General features: G+C 44.5%; 16 protein-coding genes. 5 read left to right on the forward strand and 11 right to left on the reverse strand.

Features of this window, described 5'->3' with window-relative positions; genetic code table 11:
* Positions 1 to 41: 41 nt before the first annotated feature.
* Positions 42 to 911 carry a LysR family transcriptional regulator gene (locus L876_RS0105745; protein ID WP_028762923.1) on the reverse strand — a complete coding sequence of 290 codons (870 nt, stop codon included), beginning with the start codon at positions 909 to 911 and terminating at the stop codon, positions 42 to 44.
* 121 nt (positions 912 to 1,032) lie between these two features.
* On the opposite strand from L876_RS0105745, the gene L876_RS0105750 reads away from it, so the two are divergent.
* Positions 1,033 to 1,689, forward strand: coding sequence for a TetR/AcrR family transcriptional regulator (locus L876_RS0105750; protein WP_028762924.1), 657 nt, complete (start codon positions 1,033 to 1,035; stop codon positions 1,687 to 1,689).
* A 15-nt stretch (positions 1,690 to 1,704) separates the two neighbouring features.
* Here L876_RS0105750 and L876_RS0105755 read toward each other — a convergent pair whose 3' ends face one another.
* The 8 genes from L876_RS0105755 to L876_RS0105790 all read right to left on the reverse strand — a co-directional run bounded on the left by L876_RS0105755 (position 1,705) and on the right by L876_RS0105790 (position 10,471).
* Positions 1,705 to 3,624, reverse strand: coding sequence for a methyl-accepting chemotaxis protein (locus L876_RS0105755; protein ID WP_028762925.1), 1,920 nt, complete (start codon positions 3,622 to 3,624; stop codon positions 1,705 to 1,707).
* A gap of 44 nt (positions 3,625 to 3,668) precedes the next feature.
* On the reverse strand, positions 3,669 to 4,712 hold the full coding sequence (locus L876_RS0105760) for an inorganic phosphate transporter (protein ID WP_028762926.1): 1,044 nt from the start codon (positions 4,710 to 4,712) through the stop codon (positions 3,669 to 3,671).
* 11 nt (positions 4,713 to 4,723) lie between these two features.
* On the reverse strand, positions 4,724 to 5,392 hold the full coding sequence (locus L876_RS0105765) for a DUF47 domain-containing protein (RefSeq protein WP_028762927.1): 669 nt from the start codon (positions 5,390 to 5,392) through the stop codon (positions 4,724 to 4,726).
* A gap of 101 nt (positions 5,393 to 5,493) precedes the next feature.
* Positions 5,494 to 6,318, reverse strand: a complete 825-nt coding sequence (locus L876_RS0105770; protein WP_028762928.1) for a hypothetical protein — start codon at positions 6,316 to 6,318, stop codon at positions 5,494 to 5,496.
* 17 nt (positions 6,319 to 6,335) lie between these two features.
* Positions 6,336 to 7,694 (reverse strand): OprO/OprP family phosphate-selective porin, encoded by a 1,359-nt coding sequence (locus L876_RS0105775; RefSeq protein WP_028762929.1) that lies wholly within the window; start codon positions 7,692 to 7,694, stop codon positions 6,336 to 6,338.
* 301 nt (positions 7,695 to 7,995) lie between these two features.
* Entirely contained in the window at positions 7,996 to 9,336 is a 1,341-nt protein-coding gene (locus tag L876_RS0105780) for a hypothetical protein (protein WP_028762930.1), read from the reverse strand.
* Positions 9,337 to 9,347: 11 nt separating this feature from the next.
* Positions 9,348 to 9,818 (reverse strand): CYTH domain-containing protein, encoded by a 471-nt coding sequence (locus tag L876_RS0105785; protein WP_028762931.1) that lies wholly within the window; start codon positions 9,816 to 9,818, stop codon positions 9,348 to 9,350.
* 17 nt (positions 9,819 to 9,835) lie between these two features.
* Entirely contained in the window at positions 9,836 to 10,471 is a 636-nt protein-coding gene (locus L876_RS0105790) for a hypothetical protein (RefSeq protein ID WP_028762932.1), read from the reverse strand.
* 322 nt (positions 10,472 to 10,793) lie between these two features.
* On the opposite strand from L876_RS0105790, the gene L876_RS0105795 reads away from it, so the two are divergent.
* Together L876_RS0105795 and L876_RS0105800 are read left to right on the forward strand one after the other, a co-directional pair.
* Positions 10,794 to 12,512: an SLC13 family permease gene (locus L876_RS0105795; RefSeq protein ID WP_245686978.1), complete on the forward strand. Its 1,719-nt coding sequence runs from the start codon at positions 10,794 to 10,796 to the stop codon at positions 12,510 to 12,512.
* A gap of 43 nt (positions 12,513 to 12,555) precedes the next feature.
* The gene (locus L876_RS0105800; protein WP_028762934.1) at positions 12,556 to 13,581 is read left to right on the forward strand and encodes a helix-turn-helix domain-containing protein; all 1,026 of its coding nucleotides are present in this window, start codon (positions 12,556 to 12,558) and stop codon (positions 13,579 to 13,581) included.
* Between the two features lie 21 nt (positions 13,582 to 13,602).
* On the opposite strand, the gene L876_RS0105805 is transcribed toward L876_RS0105800, so the two are convergent.
* Together L876_RS0105805 and L876_RS0105810 are read right to left on the reverse strand one after the other, a co-directional pair.
* Positions 13,603 to 14,970 (reverse strand): ATP-binding protein, encoded by a 1,368-nt coding sequence (locus tag L876_RS0105805; RefSeq protein WP_028762935.1) that lies wholly within the window; start codon positions 14,968 to 14,970, stop codon positions 13,603 to 13,605.
* On the reverse strand, positions 14,970 to 15,653 hold the full coding sequence (locus L876_RS0105810; RefSeq protein WP_028762936.1) for a response regulator: 684 nt from the start codon (positions 15,651 to 15,653) through the stop codon (positions 14,970 to 14,972). Before L876_RS0105810 ends, L876_RS0105805 begins: the two co-directional genes overlap by 1 nt.
* Before the next feature lie 236 nt (positions 15,654 to 15,889).
* On the opposite strand from L876_RS0105810, the gene L876_RS0105815 reads away from it, so the two are divergent.
* Together L876_RS0105815 and fieF are read left to right on the forward strand one after the other, a co-directional pair.
* A complete protein-coding gene (locus L876_RS0105815; RefSeq protein ID WP_028762937.1) occupies positions 15,890 to 16,375 on the forward strand; it encodes a Spy/CpxP family protein refolding chaperone in 486 nt (161 codons plus the stop codon).
* A 64-nt stretch (positions 16,376 to 16,439) separates the two neighbouring features.
* Positions 16,440 to 17,309, forward strand: a complete 870-nt coding sequence (gene fieF, locus L876_RS0105820; protein ID WP_028762938.1) for a cation efflux pump FieF — start codon at positions 16,440 to 16,442, stop codon at positions 17,307 to 17,309.
* Positions 17,310 to 17,462 lie beyond the last annotated feature (153 nt).

Raw genomic sequence — 17,462 nt, forward strand, 5'->3', positions numbered from 1 at the left:
AAGTGCCGGTTGTCGGCACTTTTTCATCTCTCACGGCAAGACTAGTTGTTGCTGGCTTCAGCGAGATGCTCGACGTTCGCTTTGATCAATGTGATCAACTGCTGGGTTGCGTCAGTTTGGGTATCAGGGTTGAGGTACAAGGCCTCGTTAAACACTGGGAGCACTGGCAAATGATGCTCGATTGGATCTAAGATCTGCATATTGTCGTTAATGCGAAACTCTGCAATGGGCGCAATCGCGAGGTCGTTTTCTACTGCCATACACAAGGCTTGTGGCGACGGAGTCGATAACAATACATTAATCGGTCGCATCGTCAGCTGATGATTAGCAAATACCTGCGCTCTAATCGGGCAATTCTCTGGGTAAAGTGCCATCGGAATGGTATCGCGTTTATGGGCGTTACCTATTTTTGCCGCGACCCAATGAAATTTGCGCTCAAATAGCAGTTCACCGTGTGCCGGTGGCTGCCAGTGGGTGGCAACAATTAGATCAAACTCCCCTTGCTGTAAGCGTTTATACAGATTGCCACTGACATCGGTATCAATGACCAGTTCGATACAGGTAAATTCGCGAATGAACTCCAGTAAGCAGCTATTGAGGTAGCGTTTAATATAATCGGTTGGCACCCCAAGTCGAATGATTTCGCGGTTTTGGCAATCTTTAAGATCATCCAGTGCTTGGGAGTTAAGCTGCATCATTTTGTAGGCATAGTTGAGCAGTGTTTCACCTGACTCAGTAAGTGTCACCCCTTTGTTATCACGTAGCAGTAATGGCTGGCCGACACTCTCTTCCAGTTTTTTAATCTGCAAGCTTAACGTTGATTGAGTACGACAAATCTTGTCGGCTGCTTTTGATAAATTGCCACACTCTGCAACCGCGATAAAACTTTCGAGTAATTCGATTTTTAACATAGGGTATTGGCTTTGCTCATAGTGGTATCAGTATTACTCAATATCGACGGGTCACAAACCCTGTTATCGTTTGATTGTGAAGTTGCAATGTTTTTGTTTGTAAAAATGTGATGAGGTCGGTATGAGCAGTTGGGAACAGAGAACGGATTATCTTGTTGAGGTGGCGCAGCGTTGCCTTAGGGGGCATCAAAGTTTCGATTTGTGCCGCTCTCATCTTGTGGCAGCGAGTCAGATCTCTAAGGGAACCATCTATAATCATTTCACCACTGAGGCTGACTTGGTCGTCGCAGTCGCTTGTGCCCAATATCAAGATTGGTTGGTCGCCGCTGCGCGTGATCAACAGCAATACACAGACCCCTTTGAATGCTATCTGTTTCATCACTGCCAACGCCTACATGACGTGTTAGCTCAGAAGCGCTTTGTGATAGAACGAATGATGCCCAATCAAGAGTTATTACAGCAAGCTTCAGATGTATATCGTGATCGATTTAATGATTTGCTCGAGCAATATCAAGCATGGAATCAAGGTATTATTTTGCGCGTTGGCGAGCGAGCGGGATTTGACCGTTATGAACTACTCAAAAACTATATTCGTGGCACCATGATCAACAGCGATGATGGCATTAGGCGATGCGACGATCTGCAGACCTATTATCAATTTAGTTATGCGATGGCTCAGCTAATGGGGCATTCGGACAAGCGAATCCCCTCCAAGCAAACATTTGCCGACTGGTTGTCACAACAACACCAACCGCAAGCCGCTATGTCAGCCGCGTGATGATATTGCCATTTCTTAAGTGGTGAAATGCGCACATTCAGCGTGTAAGCGCTGGGTTAAATCACTCAATTGTGTCGACTGTTTGGCGACCTTATCTGATATTGAGGCAACATGCTGACTGACTTGCTCAATTTGGCCTAGGTTGTCAGTTAGCTCCGTGGTGGCTTGGGCCTGTTCTTTACTGCCCAGTGCTATCGATGCCAATTGGGTCGTCGACTCCTCCATTTGATTCACTATGTGATTAAACGCCTGCTCGGTCTGTCGCGCTATCTTATTGCCTTCGGACATTTTTTGAAGTGAGTTATCAGTAAGGCCTATGGTCTTTGAGGCTGCGATGGCTGTGCGGTTTGCTAGGCTTCTAACCTCATCGGCCACCACAGAAAACCCTCGACCAAACTCTCCTGCTCGTGCGGCCTCGATGGCGGCATTGAGCGCAATCAGATTAGTTTGATCGGCGATGTTGGTGATCTCCTTCATGATGCTGGCGATTTCGTTGCCTGATTGATTTATGCCGTCTAAGGAGACAGTGAGCGATTGCATCTGCTGATAGCCGCCTGCCGCTTGAGTTAATATTTCGCTACTTTGTCGGTGCATACCATCGGATGAGTGCGCGGTGATTTGGGTTTGGCTCTCTATTTCATGCAGTGCAGAGCTCATGGAGGCTAAATAGCTCAGTTGGGTGCTGGCACCATTCTCCAGTTGAGTACCATCTTGTTTCAAGGTACTTGAGGTGTGTTGGATGGCATCACTGCACTGTTTTACCGAGAGAATGAGCCTAGAAAGGTTCGCCAACATTTTGGACAATGCCTGACCGAGTACATCTTTTTCGCTGGCCAGTTTGATTTGACCTGAGAGATCGCCCGCAGCAATTTTTTCCGCGCTTACCACCTGTTGGCGTAGTATTGCAACTAAGTGTGATACAGCCTGTGCGATATGCCCCAGCTCATCTTTTCTATCTAGCAGGGATTGCCATTGAGTTTGGTTTAAGCGGCTAAGTTCAATATCGCCAATGGCGAGATCATCAATGGCGGTAGATACGGTACTGAGTCCTTGAGTGACCAAGGTCACCAGCTTAATGATCAGCAATGACACAATCAAAATGGCAATGAGAGACACGACAGCACTTACGATGATTAACTGTGATTGGCTATCTTCGATAACTTGTTTTTTTATAGCACTCACGATTAACCAACCACTGGTGGGTTCCTGTTGGACCCAGCCTTGATAGGTTTGATTTTGTTCGTCAAAGTCTACAATTTGATTCTTCTTGCTGCATAAGTCTTTAAAGTTAAGTGATTCATTGTTTGTGCTGGCTAATTTACTGTGAGCGACCAGTTGGCATGTTTGCGACAACACGAATGCATTGCTGTGTTGATTGACCTCGCCAATATCCACATAGTCTTGATAAAAATTATCCAATGGCAGACTCATAAACAGTAAGCCTTTGCCTGAGACTTTTATTGCAAAAGTCACCAGCAGTTTGCCATCGACACGACTTTTAGTTGGCTCAGAAATTACAGCGTGTTGGCTATGCTTAGCCAGCATAACGTAACGCATGCTGGCGTAGCTTTTACCGATACGGCTAGGTTTGCTGGCGGCAATGGCTATTTGTTGTTGATCAAGTAACGCAATATTTCTAGCGCCATATTGCTCTGCCATCTCCTTAAGGTGTGCCGATACATTTGACCGAAAAGCGGGGTCCTCAAGTGCCATAAGTATAAATGGGCTTTTTGATAAGGCATTAATGGTGTTTAGATTGCCATTGACCCATGCGCTGATATTGTTTTTTAGCAGCGCATTACTGCCCTGAATACTACTGGTTGATGCCTGCTGCATTGCACTGAGACTCATGCTGATCGTGATATAAGCGATCGCAATGAACCCGAGCGTCACGAGCGGCAGCAATAGCGCATTAAATCTGTGCGTTAACTTCATAATTGTCCTCGTATCCAGTGGCAGCAATACCGTGAGTTCAGGTGTTAAATGACCACCTGATTGAACAGGTTTTGTATAATGAATAGCCCAATGAAACAGGCAATCGCAGACATTATCGGTGTGATCACCCAGCCGATAAGTATTCTAAAAAGGACTTTCCATTGAATAGGCAATCGCTTGAGTAATGCGATGCCGACAACGGCACCAATAACCGCTTGAGAGCTTGATACAGGCACCAGAGGGATGGGCGGTAATCCGATACTGACGAACGCATTTGATAAGGTTTGAGAGGAGAAAATAAACAAAACGATAGAGTGGGCCATCACCACCACCCAAGCGGTGACGGGGGTCATGGCGATGAGGTTGTCACCCACAGTCAGCATCACTTTTTTTGAGTAAGTAAATACCCCTATGCTGATCGCGACAGCACCGATAAAAAACAGCTGCATTGCTGCGGTGAGTTCAATGTTGAATATCTTAATGGGATCTATGGGGGTACTGAGTACAAACACCCCCATGACATTAGCGATGTTATTAGCACCTAGGCTGTAGGACCCAAAAGCCCCTGCCAAGATAAGGCCTATGCGGGTCCACTGATCGAGTTGAAACAGCCCCGGACGAAGTTTAGCAATCGCTGAGGTGACGCACTTAAACAGGATAACCGCAGTGACTGCTGCAAGTATTGGGCACAATACCCAGGTACTTAATATTTTTGATAACACCTCGGGATCTGTTTCCATGCCGCTAAACAGGTTCCAGCCAATGATGGCCCCAACAATGGCTTGCCCGGTAGAGACTGGCAGGCCTGATTTCGTCATGAAATAAACCGTGGTTGCTGCAGCGAGTGCAACGGTAAATGCGCCGCCTAACGCAGAGACTTTACCAAGCGCACCTAAGGTATGTGATGCCCCTGCACCACTGATCACTGCACCTAATATGACCATTACTGAGCAGATCATTGCAGCGGTCGAGAACTTAACCATATTTGAGCCAACGGCAGTACCGAAGACGTTGGCAGCGTCATTGGCTCCGAGAGACCAACCGAGAAACAGGCCGCTAGAAAGAAAAATCCAGATTGCAATATCCATACTTAAACTCCTTACTGCACGCGTTTAAGGGTGAAGATTGCTATCCGGTCACTAATGTCTTCCGCGAGGTTGGCGACTTGGTCGATACGGTCGCAAAAATAGCGCAGCTGAATTTTGTTAACTAGTGGTAGGTCGGTATCAAATAACATCACTTTGGTGCGAGTGCATAGTAGGTCGGCTTGGCTTTCAAAAGCGATAACTTTGGTATGGTACTCTTGCACTCGCTGTAAATCGGTGAAGAAGCTTTTGGCACACAGGAGTGTGTGATCTATGGTGTCGCTGACAGTATTAAGTAAGCTAAGCAGTTCATCGCCAATCTCTTTAGGAATAAGCGGTTGCTCAATTTTTAGGTGTAAGCCTATGGTTTCTTGTTTGTTGATTAAACGGTCGGTGAGATCAATTAATGATGCCACATCAGAGCGTAAGTCAGGGATAAGCGTCTTTCGGTAAAGCGTATGCTCTATCTCTCTTTTTAATAGATCAGCTTGATGCTCAATACTTTGAAGTTCGGCCAATGTTTTTTCAAACTCAGCGCTCTTGGCACCGTAAGTTAAGTAGTTTTTCCACATCTGGATGGACTTATGGTGAGATAAGGTGACCTGTTCAAAAAAGAGGTAAACCTTTGTTTCTGTAGATTCGCTCTTTGAAAGAAGCGTAGTGAGCCGAGAAAAGCCAAACATGGCATCTCCTTATTCGATTGGATAGGTGTGTAGGTAACGCTGAGGGGAAGGCCAAATATCACTAAAGGGAGCAATTTAGTAACACTTGGCCTTAGTCGGGTTTAATTAAACCCTTTTGACATCTTAAAGGTGGCAGATGTCTTAGAGCCGTTGTTTTCACTCGGCATGTTCACTTTATTAACTTCTTCGTTGAGGAAGTTATAAGCTTCTTCTAGGTAACTCTTATCGCTAGCGTGGCCTTTAAACGAGAACTCGGTAAAGGTGACGCGAGGCTTGCGGTAGTAAGGGGTCCACAACTGAAAATCGATCTCTAAATTTTCGTAGCGAGGGTCTTTAAGACTACCTTCCCAGCCATGCGTTCTCATCACTAAGGTTTGCTGCAGTTTGTCTTTATTATTTTCGTAGATAGGGCCTACGATTTCCCAAACCGTGTCATCTTTCTTCAAAATATTGAAGACGCTTTCGATATCGACTCTTTTGACATCAATATCTGCTGGCGAGTACGGCACATCGTAACTGACACTGTAGGCTGATTTGTCGTTAGTAAAGTCAATTTCAGCTTTTTTGTAGTCACTCACCTCGCCAAAACCTTCAGGGTTTGCCGCTCTGAGTTTGACCGTTATTTTACTTTTTCTCGGTTTGGTGACATGTTCTCTGACACGGATTTGAATGTTATCGGCTTTAAAAGCACGATCGGCTGTATCGATATAAGTGACTAGTTTTACTGAAATATCATCATCCAAGTTAATAAAGCTAAATGCTTTCTTGAAGGCATCTGTTTGTTTGTCTGCAGCATAGGGTAAGGTTTTTCCTACCCCTGTATTGACGTGATACTCAAGTTGAGTAAACGCGTCGGGTGATAGTGCATAAGCACTGGCACTAAGGCAGAGATTGATTGCACCGATTAGAAATAAATTATTTCTCATAATGTAGGCTCCTTACCTTAAAATGCGAACTGTAGGCGAGCTTGGAAAATATTACCGTCTTGATCGTATTGTTCTACACCATTGATATCTGTGTATGGCGAGACATAATCGGCCTGGGTATGTACGTAGTTGAGTTGGGCTTTAAGGTTGTCTTCTAAGTACCAGTTTAATCCCAGTACGTAATCTGTTTTCTTACCGCCTTCGATCCCTGCATCGACATCATCAAAGTTGGCTTGATCAACTCTCAAGGCAACTTCCCATGCACCCCAACCTCCAGAAGAGATAGGACTATCGGGAGAAACAGCTTTGAATGTGCCTTTCTTGCCGCTATAACGCCATTTTTCGCCTGTGATGGTATAGACAGCTTGTGCATAGTAAGAGTTAACACTCACTTTCGGGTCATCAATTTGATCAACCGCAGCGGTCATGTATTCGGCTTGCAACAATAGATTACTGTATTGATAGGCTAGCTCTGCACCGTAGTGAATGCCCGATTCCGCTTTTATCTTGCCAGTATCTACAATACGCTCTGTCGGCTTGGTATTTGGACGCGCACGATAGCGCAGGGATTTAGCGGCATCATCATTGAGGTTGTTATAGAGTCCGCTCGCACCAATGTGGAGCAAGTGACCATTACTATTGATCGGCGCCATGGTGAAGCGCGCGTTAAGCATATCCATTTTGGCGTGGTTTTGATCGTCAGTTTCTTCAAACTCATTCTCGGTGATCACGCCATAACCTAAATGCAGGTTGTAGTTATTACCCACATAGCGCCACTGCACACCTAATGCTCTGTCTGGAGAGAAACTATCAGTCGATGCGCGCTCTAAAAAGGCAAGGTGAGCGGAGCTACCTGTTGCTTCCATACCAAAGGCATATTTTTGGAAACCCAGTTTTAAGGTCGAATTGTCCCAGCCTTTATAGGTGACGTTGGCATCTTTAACTTCAACTTCGGCAAGTCCATCGAAATCGAGTTCCAGTTCATATTCCCAAGAGTTTGAAAAGTATCCCTCTATGCCAAAACGTAGGCGGCGAATACTTGCGTCGGTAAAGCTCTCTACATAGTCACCGCCATTTTTGTAAAGCTCATCAGCTTTGACGTAATCAGCTTGAATACGTGCTTTAAACTCTAACGTAGAGCGGCCATCTTGGGAGATCAAGGCTGGGCTTGGCGAATCTTTAGAGAATTTAACGCGGTCGACTTTATTGGCAGCATCTTTGGCTTCAATTAACTCCATTTCTAATGCATTGAGTCGTTCTTCTAGCTCTAAGACCTTATCTGTTTCCGTCGCCATGACTGCAGATGAAAAACATAGCACTGAGGCGGAAATTGCTAGCGCGATAGGTGAGATTGAAAACATCTTTTTACTGTTCATAATACGCTTCCTTCGGTAACTTCTTATTGTATACACTTGGTGTTAAACGCTTTCTAAACTTGATGTGTTAAGAGTATGCTTTATATGTGCTAAAAAACATGATCGATGTCAACTAATTACAACTAAATCGTACACATTGTTGATTTTTTGGTGGTTGATTTTGTCTTGGGTGGATATGCGCTAATGTATAAATGCTAATCGATGCCTAGCTTCTATCTTACACAGGGTATAAGCGTGTCGTTGGCTACTCTGGTGTTAGTTGTTAATGTTGTCAGATTAGGTGGTTTTTCTTTCTGATTAACTAGCCTTTAATGTTATGTTTTATATCTACTTTGTCTATGCGGTGTATTCCTTTTCTGCTCACAAAAAGCTTGTAGTGATCATGGGTTTCCTGCGCGCCATGTTGCAGTGTCACAATGAGGTGTACCGTGTTGACTTTGTGGATGTTGGTATATTTGATATTTGACTCATTTTCATACCAGTGCTGACTCATTACCTTAGGGAGTTTTCGTAAAGGTCTGCTCAAATTTATTGTAAGTTCATCTAAAAACTTTTCCTCAGAATTTGTGTTGTTTGTTGTCGTAAAATGATAACTACGCTGATGGACAAAAGCGGTATTAAATCGACTACTTTCGGTATTGTTGGCGCGCTTGATAATTGCCTTTACCTCCTCATTTAACAGATGTCGATTTTGGCTATAGTAAGTCTCTTTTAGATCGCAGAGGCTGTTGTCATCATTGGTATAGAAACGGTAATGATGTTGAAAAAAATGGGAGAAAAATTTCTGCATCAGGTAGTTGCGACCCAGCTCTTTAATGCGATCTTTAAAAATGTAGGAGAGCACTAAAGAGACAAAGAAAGGAGTTGAAAAGTTGCCAAAGGCTTTTTGAGTGGCAAAGGCAACTCCAGTCGCAAATGCCATGGCTAATGCAGCGGCAAAGCCAAAAATGAGTTGTTCGACAACCGCACCATCATTCAATTTTTTACAGCGGACTTTATAGGGGCTGTTAATAATCCTACGTCCCATATGCAAACGACGCAGGAGTTTCTCCTGCCCATCTTCGCTGCTATCGGTTAACTTGATATGGTGCTTGTTGGCATAATTGCAGGTGTGGATTATTTTGCTTTCAATATCACTTTTTTCAGACTTACATGCCTTAAGTTTGTGTTGCAGTAGCGTTTGGTGGAAGTGATAGAGGAGTTGATGGTTGGCGAGCTGAAAACGTTTATGATGAGTGAGTTGATTCTCATTGTCATGAATACCTTGAAAAGATTCAATCAATTCGCCAACTAGCGCCAACTGTGAAGTACTAGCGGTTAATAGCATTTGATTTATGCCTGAGACGAAGTTCGATAATGCGCGAATATAGTTGTTGGAGTTGTGGGTTGCTTTGGCGTAAGCCGTTTGTCTCAGGGTAAATAGGTCGCGTTTGACTGAGTCGACGTTCATTGGCGTCGCTTTTATCAGTGATTGTTTTTGTAATAAGGATTGATAGAAGTGGGATGGAGAGAAAAAGTCGCTATGATCGGCCAATGGTGCTGGGTAAAAGTAGTGTACTTTTACCCGTGCATTTTTAATGGTGGCGGCAAGCTCAACATTAATGGCTAAGTGGTATTGGTCGGCGATCGATAGCGACAACATAATTATTACTGTTACCAGGTAGTATAAGGTTGCTTCATTAGTATTGAGTTGTAGTAACGCGTGTCACCAGTGACCTCTTCACCTAACCAACTTGGCTTGTTGACGGTTTGCGCTTCAGTTGTCAGTTCAACCTCAGCAACAGTTAAGCCTTGGTTACTTTGGTAGAATTCATCGACTTCAAAAAGATGATTCTCATGTTCAACTAAGTAACGGGTTTTATCGATCACACCCGGCTCGCAAATTTTAAGTAACTCTTGTGCTTCGGAGACTGGGATTTCACTTTCCCACTCGTAACGTGAAGCCCCCGATTCATTACCTATCCCTTTAATGGTGAGAAACCCTTTGTCACCCTTAACTCTTACTCTAACGGTTCGCTCAGGAACACTACTCAAATACCCTTGAATGATGCGAACTGAACGAGCTGCTTGCTGCTTAAACTCATCACTTTTGACTAAATATTTACGTTCAATTTCTTGTGCCATGATCCGTTTCCTTAAAATTAATTAGCCAGCGGTAAATTTTTCATGCCGATGACGCGCTTGATCGCTTGCAGGTAATTGATGTTTTCAACACCTTCTAATTTCACATCTTTGACTGTCTGTTGAATATCTTCGAGTTCTGTTGATTCGCTATTGATGCTAACAATACGCGCACCGTTAACAAGCACATTGGCCACTTCACAGATAGTGTTGTTGACCATGTAGCCAAAACGCTCTTTGTGGATTTTTACTGCTTGCAGATCTGGATGCGCGTCAATGATTGCGATGAATTCGTCAAAAGTGTACTCCTCTTTATCTAAATCAGGCTGTTCGACCATAAATGCGGGGAATATCTCTTCTATCAATTGTGCTGCGCTAATCGGGAACTCAGCTTTTAGTTTCGGGTCCCACTGCTCAAGGCCATCAATGGTTTGTACATAGCATTTGACGTCCATTTTGCCGTCGCGGATTTTAGTATTATTCAGATCATTAGTACGCGACATAATATAGATTTCGTCGCTTTCTCGATGCCAGACCTTCTCTGGGATCGGTACAGAAAGTCGTGCCATACGTTGGGCGGCTTCGGTAAAATCTTGACCGAACGTGCGGAATTCGAAACGAGGCTTTGAAATTTCGCCAATTTTAAGTTCTGACATAAATGCTTCCTTGATACGGTTTTTTAGGTGGTTAAGTACGCTATTTACAGTACTCCTAGAAAACTAAAAATAAACCGATCTAGATCAACTTTAAATAATTTAGTTACAACCTAATCGTACGCGCTTTCCGTTTACGCTGTATGCGTATTCTTGCAAGTTATTGTTTCTAATTGTTTTGATGTGTTTTGGGGTTGAGCTTTACCTGTGTTAATACTTTTTATGTAAAAACTAAATTGTATTTATGTTGATCTGGATCCAGTTTTGTTTCGGCGTATGAGAGTAAGGTTTGCTTAATCACTATCCAGTTTAAGGGCGCAGTTAGATGACTCAAGGAAACGTTAGTGCAGCCAATCCGCTAGATATGCATCAAGATTCAACCGATGGGCTTGCTGTAAGATATAACCCTAGTAACAAAGCGAAGGTAGAAGAGGGCATGAGTGTGGAACAAAAGGAGGCGAGCCAAATCGATCCACTCGATATGAATCAATACCGTATGGAAAAATTACCCGTTAGACATAAAAGCCCTATTGAAGTGTGGCTAGCTAGGGCGGGTATCTGGATTGCGGCGGCGGTATTTGTATTGTTGTTGAGCAGTCAGCCGCTTAGTTTTCTGGTGGATTTTGATCCGAGCATGCTGAGTAAAACCGCAGCGGCTCACTTTGCTGAAGTTGGTGGTGTGTTATTTAGTTGGCATGGTCAGGCCATGCTGGCCATTTTTTGTACTGCGGTGATTTTATGGATAACAGAGCCTATTCCAAATTATTTGACCTCGCTTATGGTGATCATCGCGATGGTCTTAACGGGTGTTCTACCTGAAAAAGTTGCCTATGCTCAGTTAGGGCATCCAATTATGTGGCTGAATATATTGTCTTTTATTCTTGCTTCTATGTTGGTGTCATCGGGTGCAGCTAAACGTTTCGCGCTATGGTTTATTTGTCGATTTGGCACCAGTGCTACGCCAATTTTTTATAGCTTTATGGTCATAAACCTCGCGTTGTCTGCGTTTATCTCGGCGACCACCGCCAAAGCTGCGATTTTGATGCCCATTTTTATGGTTATAGCAGCGGTTTATGGCGCCAAAGGCGGAGATAACAAGAATAACTTCGGCCGTAATTTAGTTTTACAAAACCTGTTGCAAATAAATCTTTGTGCTGGGGCGTTTGTGACGGGATCCGGAGCAAATCTCCTGGCGGCGAGTTTAATTGCAGGGGCTATTGGCGGCAGCTTTTTCTTTGCCGATTGGATGATAGTGGCGATGCCCATTGTCATTTGCATGGTGGTGATTGGTTGGTTAATTGCCACCAAAATTTTCTTCCCGTTGGCTGAAGAAGAACGATTGCCGCAAATTGAGGGGGGAATGGATCGCCTAAAAGAAGAATTGGCTAAAATGGGAACAATCTCGACACGAGAGATAAAGTCTCTTGTGATTTTTGTGACCATCTTAATATTTTGGGCAACCGATAAGTATCATGGTGTTAGTGCAACCGCAATAGCGTTTATTGGTGCCATTGTCGCTTTAAGTCCTAGAATTGGTGTCGTTAATTGGAACCAAGTGGATGTGCCCTGGCACTTACTACTGTTTTCTGCAGGAGCTTATACGTTAGGGGCGGGGTTTAAACAGACGGATTTACCTAATTTAGCAGTGAATTTTAGTTTAGAATACTTTGGTTTAGATGAAAGTACGCCATTTAGCGTGTTCTATGTTTTACTCACTGGAGCCATGCTATTTAGTTCGTTGGTGTTTCAGTCAAAAACCATGAGAACGATGCTGTTTGTGCCGATAGCTATTGGTATTGCACAACGCTTTGACTTTCCGATTATGAGTTTGGCGTTGCCTGTGGCCCTTTTAATTGAACATGTTTATGTGTTGCCCTTTAACAGTAAGCCAGCGCTACTCTTGTATTCAACTGACCATTATAGTTTGAGCGATACCTTTAAATTTGGTTTTACTATGTTATTGATCGGTTGGGCGACAAGTATTTTGATGGGTGAGACGTGGTTTAGATGGTTGGGTTATACGCCAAATGGTGTGTTTGGCTAAGGCCGCTCTTCATTGTGAAATGGAATATTATTGAGAGTTTGCTATGAGCGCAAAGAATAATGAAATCCGCAGTAAGCTAGCCTTATTACAATTGGCAACTGAACTTGGCAGTATCAGTAAAGCCTGTGAAATTATGGGATATAGCAGGGACAGTTATTATCGCTTCAAAAAGCAATACGAGACTGTTGGTGAGAGAGGGTTGAAGAATCTGTCGCGGAAAAAGCCTGCGATGAAAAACCGTGTCTCACAAGAGGTGGAAGATCAGGTTATTGAGATAGCATTGGATTACCCTAATTATGGTCAAGCCAAAGTCGCAGAGTTACTCGGTGCCAGAGGCTGTAGTATCTCTGCTAGCGGTGTTCGAACTATTTGGCTGCGACATAACTTAGAAACCAAAAAGAACCGTTTATTGGCATTACACAATAAGCTCAAGCAAAACCAGAAGTTTGCGCCATTAGATCAGCAGCACATTGAACAGCTTTATAAGCAAGATCCTAATGATCCCAATATTGAGTGCCTTTATCCTGGTGATATATGTGTACAAGATACTTTTGATCTAGGTGTCATTTCTCCACTGGGGCAGCTGTCTCTACATACCTTTGTGGACGGGTATAGTCAGTATGCGATATCGACTGTCATGACGGATAACAGTTCGGCGAGTGTCGCTCAATTTTTACGTGAGGTTGTGCTGCCTTGGTATCGAGAGAATTCGATTAACATCAACAGTATTCTGACAGATAGAGGGCCTGAATTCTCAGGGAAGAAAAGCCAAGAATTTAGTCAGTTCTTGAGCGAACAACAGATTAACCATATTCAGATGAGGGCGTATAACGGCCCTGTTGTTAATGGATTAGCGGCAAGATTTCAGACGTTTGCCAATAGTGAGTTTTTTGAGCCCTATTTTAAGGCGAATAAAGTCGAATCATTGGCGCAGATCAATCATCAATTTAGTGCATGGCAAGCTGACTATAATCAACATCAATCACTATCTGGGCGTTATACCTTAGGTAAAACCGCTGCAGAGGTCCTTAGTGTCAGCCGCCACCTGATTGGTGCAGATAATGATTGACTTAACTAGCCCATCAGGCTGCTATTTCGGCAGCCTAATGGTGATTTTTAGCCCCTGAGGTGACAGGTTGCTGGCTGTTATCTTACCCTTGTGGGCGTCGATAGCAGCTTTGGCAATTGCGAGTCCTAATCCCCAGCCACCCGATTCTCTTTCCCTTGCTGATTGCGGTCGGTAGAAGGGTTCAAAAATTGCTTGTAGGTCGCGTTCATCTTCAATACCTGGTCCATCATCGGCAATGGTAAGTTCTATCTGTTCAGGGTGCTGAATGGCATGAATGCTGACATCTTGGTTGGCATAACGAATGGCATTACGCAGTAGGTTTTCGATGGCTCGAGCCAGTGGCCTCGGGGTCATGGCAAAACAGAGTTGCTCGTCGATGTCGATATTGAGCTGTTTATCTTGCTGGGCGGCTTCAAATTCGGCGTCATCTAACACTTGCCCTAAGGTTTCACTCAAGGATAAATGATGTTTATTTTCATGTAGGTTGAGTTTAACCCGAGACAATTCAAGTAGCTCGGCAATCATGGCTTCTAGTTGTTCGGCTTCGTAGCTGATGCGTTCTAGCTCGGTAGAGGTTTGTCCCTTCTTACGGGCCAATGCCAATGCCAGTTGCAAGCGGGTCAGTGGTGTTCTCAGCTCATGGGAGATGTCACTAATCAACCTTTGTTGACTATTCACCATAGATTCAATAGCGCCGGCCATCGCATTAAATGATTGAGCCAACTGGCCAATTTCATCTTTACGTTTAGTGGTACTGCTATCGGCCCTGTGACCTAAATCGCCACTGGCGACAGCTTCGGCACTGTGCTTTAAGGCCCGTAGCGGTTTTCCAAGGTGCCAAGCCAACAAGGCACACAGCAAGCCAGAGAGAAGAATAGCCAATGCCAAGGTTAGGATGATGTTTTCGGCAAAAAAGAAAAACCACGGCCTAGGGTGCATCTCTGCGAGACGACCGTAAAGACTGTATTGTTCGCCATTGACTTCAAACGTATGAGGGCCAAACAGTAATTCGTTTTTAAACTGATGACTGATAGGGCGGGTTGCGTCATCGGCCATAAGCATAAAACGACGTATAGCGCGCGAAGGGTGCTCGGTATTGAGTATCTGCCCCTGTGCATTGGCGAGATAAAAGCGAACAGGTTTGTTGTTCATCTCTCTGAATCTGTGCCAGCGTCTATCGCGTTGGGTTGTGATCAGTTCTGGGTTGGCTTGGATCCGTTTAGCGATCCTGTCGAGCAGGTTGACAAGGTGAGGCGGAATTGGGGCCCGATCGTGGTTTTGCTGCAGCAGTGGCAGCAGGCCGACGGTAGCAATAATTAAACTGCTACAGAGCCAGAAGCTTAGCAGCAGTTTGATAAATATGTTGTTGGGTAAGTGACTAACTTTCATTAGGTTAACCAGATATATCCTTTGCCACGTAGGGTTTTTACTCGTGGACGACCATCGCTACGTTCCGGCAGCTTTTTACGTAAATTTGACAGGTGCATATCTAAACTACGGTCGAATGGCATCAGCTTTTTACCTAAGACTTTTTCACTCAGGCTGTCTTTGCTCAATACTTCGCCGCTATGCTGGATCATGTGGTAAAGCAGGCTAAACTCGGTGCCCGTTAAGATGAGTAATTGCTCTTGGCAGATCACCTCCTGGCGGCTCGGGTCTAGCTTAATGTCGGCGAATTCGAGCACACTCGGTTGTTGCTCATCAATTTGCTGATGCGTGCGGCGAATAATCGCCTTAATGCGAGCAATCAACTCACGGTCATTAAATGGTTTGGGCAGGTAATCGTCGGCACCAATTTCTAGGCCGACAACTCTATCAATTTCATCGCCACGAGCCGTTAGCATCAATACCGGAGTTTGCTTCTTGGCACGCAGGGCCTTGAGCACTTCAAAGCCATTGAGTTGTGGTAGCATGACGTCCAGTAAGATGAGATCAAATGTTTGTGTCAGCGCCAGCTGTAATCCCGTTTGACCATCATGGGCTAGCGTTAGTGTAAAACCTTCCAGCTCAAGCAGTTGTGCCAACAATTCTGCGAGTCCTAGATCATCATCAATTAACAAAATGTGGCTCATACTACTTCTCTTCTCTTTCTATAACAGCTTGAGTATACCTGTTTCGATGTCAATTGCCGTCTATAGAATGTAAGTCTACGTAAAGTGCTGTTCTTTGAAGGCGATGCAGTAACTTTACGCAGTTTTACGTAGGTCAAACCCTAGATTACATTGCAGGGATTACACTAGCTCATGTTGGAACTCACTTAAGAGTTTATTTACCTATTCCACTCGCTATAAAAGCTAAGAGGTAGCTTATGAACAAGATGACAGTAAAATCCGCATTGTTTGCATTAATGACTAGCGCAGTATTGTTAGCACCGACGGTTAGCGCAGAGAATGGATCTAATCAAGGGCAAGGCTACCATGAGATGCGCGGTGAACATCGTGGGCATCATGGTGATATGCGCAAGATGTTACGTGGCCTAGATTTAACTGAGCAGCAGCGCACTGAAATTAAAAGCTTAATGAAAGCACATAAGAGTGAGAGGGCAGCACAACGTCCATCGGCAGAGGTGCGTCAGGCTCATCAGCAACAGATGTTAGATATGATCTCTAGCGACAGTTTTAGTGAAGCAGACGTGGTAAATATGATGGATGCACGCCAGGAAAAACGTCAACAAGCTGCCGTTGAAAGAGTGAAGATGCAGCGTGCAATCTACCAACTGCTTACGCCAGAGCAGCAAGCTAAATTTAAAGCGAATTTTGCTCAGCGTGGGTCACGTAAAGGAGATCGCTCATAGCGACTAACTGAGTTACAATTGGGTCATGTTTCTTCCCCTACTGAACTAGTAGTAATATGACCCTATGACAGACACTTCCCAATACGATTTCTGGGTGAAGCTGGCAAGCCGCGCAGCGGTGGCAACGGCGTTCACCCTTATTATTATCAAATTAGCGGCGTGGATGTATTCTGGCTCGGCGAGTATGCTGGCATCACTCACCGACTCTTTTGCTGATGCACTCGCTTCTATTGTTAATTTCATAGCGATACGTTATGCCATTGTGCCGGCTGATAAAGATCACCGATATGGTCACGGTAAAGCTGAACCGCTCGCCGCCTTGGCCCAGTCTGCTTTTATTCTCGGTTCGGCATTTTTGTTGCTATTTCATGGTGGCGACCGCTTAATCAATCCTGCACCTGTACAACATGCAATGATAGGCGTGGTGGTCTCTGTTATCGCAATTATCTTGACCTTTGCCCTAGTGATGTTACAAAAGCGTGCAGTCGCCGCAACCTCAAGCACTGTTGTTGAGGCCGATGCGCTGCACTATAAGTCAGATCTCTTTCTCAATGCTGCGGTGTTGCTTGCCTTAGTGTTATCACAGTTTGGATGGTGGTGGGCCGATGGCCTGTTTGCGGTGCTGATTGCGCTGTTTATTGGTCAGCAAGCATTAGGGTTAGGGTATCGCTCCGCACAGTCGCTACTCGATAGAGAACTGGATGCAGATACCAAACTTAAAATCGTACAGGCATTAGAGCAAGACCCTCGTATTAACGGATTTCACGACTTGCGTACACGAGAGTCAGGTAAAACGACCTTTGTGCAGTGCCATTTAGAGCTTGATGGTCGACTTACCTTGCTAGAGGCGCATGCCATTGCTGATGCGGCAGAGGCAAGAGTTCGTCACCTATTTGAAGATGTAGAGGTGCTGATACATCAAGATCCTGTGTGATAGTCGCACCCAGTCTGTCATTGAGCCTACGGTAGTTAAGCCTGCTGTAGGCGGTCCTTCTCGTTAAAACTGCACCATGTTAATTCTACATAACCCCTGTTTCGGGGGAATTATTTTGCTGCCAATTTGTTCATTCTTTTCCTAAAATTAATT

It is taken from the genome of Shewanella colwelliana ATCC 39565, from assembly GCF_000518705.1.
GTDB classification, from domain to species: domain Bacteria; phylum Pseudomonadota; class Gammaproteobacteria; order Enterobacterales; family Shewanellaceae; genus Shewanella; species Shewanella colwelliana.

Bases quoted from the DNA above. Each gene is read 5' to 3' on its own strand.
- L876_RS0105745 (WP_028762923.1), bottom strand. From the start codon at position 911: ATGTTAAAAATCGAATTACTCGAAAGTTTTATCGCGGTTGCAGAGTGT.
- L876_RS0105750 (WP_028762924.1), top strand. From the start codon at position 1,033: ATGAGCAGTTGGGAACAGAGAACGGATTATCTTGTTGAGGTGGCGCAG.
- L876_RS0105755 (WP_028762925.1), bottom strand. From the start codon at position 3,624: ATGAAGTTAACGCACAGATTTAATGCGCTATTGCTGCCGCTCGTGACG.
- L876_RS0105760 (WP_028762926.1), bottom strand. From the start codon at position 4,712: ATGGATATTGCAATCTGGATTTTTCTTTCTAGCGGCCTGTTTCTCGGT.
- L876_RS0105765 (WP_028762927.1), bottom strand. From the start codon at position 5,392: ATGTTTGGCTTTTCTCGGCTCACTACGCTTCTTTCAAAGAGCGAATCT.
- L876_RS0105770 (WP_028762928.1), bottom strand. From the start codon at position 6,318: ATGAGAAATAATTTATTTCTAATCGGTGCAATCAATCTCTGCCTTAGT.
- L876_RS0105775 (WP_028762929.1), bottom strand. From the start codon at position 7,694: ATGAACAGTAAAAAGATGTTTTCAATCTCACCTATCGCGCTAGCAATT.
- L876_RS0105780 (WP_028762930.1), bottom strand. From the start codon at position 9,336: ATGTTGTCGCTATCGATCGCCGACCAATACCACTTAGCCATTAATGTT.
- L876_RS0105785 (WP_028762931.1), bottom strand. From the start codon at position 9,818: ATGGCACAAGAAATTGAACGTAAATATTTAGTCAAAAGTGATGAGTTT.
- L876_RS0105790 (WP_028762932.1), bottom strand. From the start codon at position 10,471: ATGTCAGAACTTAAAATTGGCGAAATTTCAAAGCCTCGTTTCGAATTC.
- L876_RS0105795 (WP_245686978.1), top strand. From the start codon at position 10,794: ATGACTCAAGGAAACGTTAGTGCAGCCAATCCGCTAGATATGCATCAA.
- L876_RS0105800 (WP_028762934.1), top strand. From the start codon at position 12,556: ATGAGCGCAAAGAATAATGAAATCCGCAGTAAGCTAGCCTTATTACAA.
- L876_RS0105805 (WP_028762935.1), bottom strand. From the start codon at position 14,970: ATGAAAGTTAGTCACTTACCCAACAACATATTTATCAAACTGCTGCTA.
- L876_RS0105810 (WP_028762936.1), bottom strand. From the start codon at position 15,653: ATGAGCCACATTTTGTTAATTGATGATGATCTAGGACTCGCAGAATTG.
- L876_RS0105815 (WP_028762937.1), top strand. From the start codon at position 15,890: ATGAACAAGATGACAGTAAAATCCGCATTGTTTGCATTAATGACTAGC.
- fieF (WP_028762938.1), top strand. From the start codon at position 16,440: ATGACAGACACTTCCCAATACGATTTCTGGGTGAAGCTGGCAAGCCGC.